The organism is Methanoregula sp., assembly GCF_002835825.1.
Taxonomy (GTDB): domain Archaea; phylum Halobacteriota; class Methanomicrobia; order Methanomicrobiales; family Methanospirillaceae; genus Methanoregula.
The window spans coordinates 1-2,699 of the sequence record NZ_PIZH01000298.1; the positions used below are offsets into that span (position 1 = coordinate 1).

The following is a 2,699-nucleotide window of genomic DNA, read 5'->3' on the forward strand; positions in this document are numbered from 1 at the left end:
ATGAAAAATTCTTGAGAATCAGACAGTATCCATTGAGTTCTGTTTCTTTTTCAGCCGATCGATCATCTCCAGCGCCTTCTGCTTTGCCGCCCGTTCTTTGTCATCGTCCGGTTCGGCCCATGGTTGCGTGACTTTCCAGGTAAGTTTCCCGCTCAGCGGAGGTTCCGGGAATGCCCCGGGATCGAAGAGCATCTGGCCCCGGAACTCCACCGGGTTTTCCTGGAAACACGACCAGACCGCCTTTCGGATCACGGACTTATCCTGGAACTGGCAGTCAACAAGCGTCAGCTGCTCACGGAACCGTTTGATAAACTCGTCCGGGACATTGTGGAGTACCGCGGTAAGGGCGGTCGTCCCGATGATGCGTTTTTTCTCATCCACCCCGGTTTTTAAGAGCGCCTTGATTGCATCACCGGTCTTGTGCCCCTCGGATTCGGGACCACCGAGAATGAGGTAGCGGATATTCGGGTTTGCCACGATATTGCAGATGACCTTCTCGATGCCGATGTTTGCCGTCTGGAGCGTGCCGGAGAGGGCGGCTCCGGATTCCACACCGGTCCGCACCAGTTTCTCAATCTCCGGAGGGATTGCTTCGGCATCGTACGTGAGGATGATAATAACGGCTGCCGGGGAATAGTCGTTGCCCCGCAAATATCGTCCCTCTTCCGGCGGATATTCCGGGTGCGGTTCCACTTTACGCATGAGCACTTCCAAATGTCGTGTCAATCCATTGTATAATCTCGTCGCGGACCTTCCGGAACCGGGCCCGGACTTCCTCATCAGATCCTTTGAATGCCGAGGGGTCCGGAAAGCTTTGATGGATTACTTCCTGTGCTCCCGGGAAGAACGGACAGGCTTTCTGTGCAGAATCGCAGACTGTGACGACCGTCTCAATCCCTTTCCCGAAGTGCTCATCGATAAGTTTCGACCGGTGCCCGGAGATATCGATCCCGATCTCTTTCATGACTTCGATTGCCATCGGATGGACCCGCGTAACTTCAGTGCCACCACTGAATACCTCGTAGCGATCACCGTACTTTGCGTTCATGTATCCTTCCGCCATCTGGGAGCGGGCGGCGTTGTGGGTACAGATAAAGAGAATTTTCTGCTTCATACCGGTTCACTCCCGAACATCCCCTGCGTCCGCAGGCAGATCTTCACCAGCATCAGCATGACGGGCACCTCGATCAGGACACCCACCACCGTAGCAAGGGCTGCCCCGGAGGAGAGACCGAAAAGGATGGTTGCTGTTGCAATGGCAACCTCAAAATGATTCGATGCGCCGATCATGCCGACCGGTGCGGCATCGCGGTAAGGGAGATTAAAGCGCCGGGCAAGAACGAAATACCCGAGCGTGAAGATAAGGACCGTCTGGATGAAGAGCGGGATTGCAATCCAGAGGATGGTCAACGGGTTGTCGACGATGACATTTCCCTTGAAGCTGAAGAGGAGGACGAGCGTCCCGAGAAGCGCAATGATGGAGACGGGAGTCAGGAAATGGAGGAACCGGGTCTCGAACCATGCCATCCCCATCCGGGAGATCACCCACCTCCGCGTAAAGTATCCCGCCACCAGCGGGAGTGCAACGTACACGGCAACCGAGAGGAGGATCGTCTCCCACGGGATCGGCATCGCGTTCACCCCGAGCAGGAAACCCCCGAGCGGGGCATAAAGGACGAGCATGGTAAGCGAGTTGATCGCGACCATGATGAGGGTGAGACCGTCATTGCCCTTTGCCAGGTAACTCCACATCAGCACCATCGCAGTGCAGGGGGCGATGCCGAGCAGGATGCACCCGGCAACATAACTGCGCCAGAGTTCAACCTCGGTCCCGTTCAGGAGCACCTCGGTGCCTGGGATAAATCCCACAAAAAGGTACCCGAGGAAGAAGGTGGCAAGGATGTACATGGTGAAGGGCTTGATGGCCCAGTTGATGATGAGGGTAAGGGCTACGGGTTTTGGCGTCCGGGCAGCTTTTAACACCTCTGCAAAATCGATCTTCACCATGATGGGGTACATCATGAAGTAGAGGGCGATGGCGATCGGGATCGAGACCTGGTAGATCGAAAAGGAGTCAAGCGTGACAGCGACTTCGGGGGCCATGCGGCCAATCAGGATGCCCCCTACGATACAGAGGGCCACCCAGACCGTGAGGTACTTCTCAAAGGTACTCAGGCGGCGTTCGGTCATGGACGGTTCCCCCCGTGCGGGGTAATGCGGTCATTCTCCATTGTCATCATACTGAACCTCGTATCATCATTCTGCACATTCATCGTTCTCCACCCTACATCGGGACACTCACAGAATCCGCTCAAGGATCTCCGCTGCATCCCGTACGCAGGCAGGGCATTTTGTCCTGAACAGGTTCGCCTTTGCCGCTTCATCGTACTCAGCCGGAACGCTCAGGTTGTGTCCGAGGATACCGGAGCAGTTCACCGAGCCGTGCTTCTGCGTAAATTCCTCAATGAACTGCCGGGTTAAGGCCCGGGTCTTTTCCGTTGCACCGCCGTCATCGCCCGGTGCTTCCCTGCCGTACTTCAGGCCGATCACCATGATCGCACCGGATACTGCGCCGCAGATATTGCCGGTCCTTGAGATGCCCGCGCCAAACCCGCATGCGATCTTCCGTGCGGTCTTCTCGTCGAGTCCGAGATCCTGTGCAAACGCTCCAAAGACCGCTGCCGAGCAGGTTATCCCTT

At 56.4% G+C, this 2,699-nt stretch carries 4 protein-coding genes; all 4 read right to left on the reverse strand.

The window, feature by feature from the left end:
* Positions 1-18: 18 nt before the first annotated feature.
* On the reverse strand, positions 19-702 hold the full coding sequence (locus CW742_RS10085; RefSeq protein WP_292419925.1) for a tetrahydromethanopterin S-methyltransferase subunit A: 684 nt from the start codon (positions 700-702) through the stop codon (positions 19-21).
* Positions 695-1,114, reverse strand: coding sequence for an arsenate reductase ArsC (locus CW742_RS10090; RefSeq protein WP_292419928.1), 420 nt, complete (start codon positions 1,112-1,114; stop codon positions 695-697). The genes CW742_RS10085 and CW742_RS10090 overlap by 8 nt, the downstream gene beginning before the upstream one ends.
* Positions 1,111-2,190 (reverse strand): ACR3 family arsenite efflux transporter, encoded by a 1,080-nt coding sequence (arsB, locus tag CW742_RS10095; protein WP_292419930.1) that lies wholly within the window; start codon positions 2,188-2,190, stop codon positions 1,111-1,113. The genes CW742_RS10090 and arsB overlap by 4 nt, the downstream gene beginning before the upstream one ends.
* Positions 2,191-2,298: 108 nt before the next feature.
* The coding region (locus CW742_RS10100; RefSeq protein ID WP_342764873.1) for a C-GCAxxG-C-C family protein at positions 2,299-2,699 on the reverse strand (401 nt) is incomplete at its 5' end.

What these genes read in the sequence shown, in the direction of transcription:
- CW742_RS10085 (WP_292419925.1), bottom strand. Translation starts at nt 702, where the DNA reads ATGCGTAAAGTGGAACCGCACCCGGAATATCCGCCGGAAGAGGGACGA.
- arsB (WP_292419930.1), bottom strand. Translation starts at nt 2,190, where the DNA reads ATGACCGAACGCCGCCTGAGTACCTTTGAGAAGTACCTCACGGTCTGG.
- CW742_RS10090 (WP_292419928.1), bottom strand. Translation starts at nt 1,114, where the DNA reads ATGAAGCAGAAAATTCTCTTTATCTGTACCCACAACGCCGCCCGCTCC.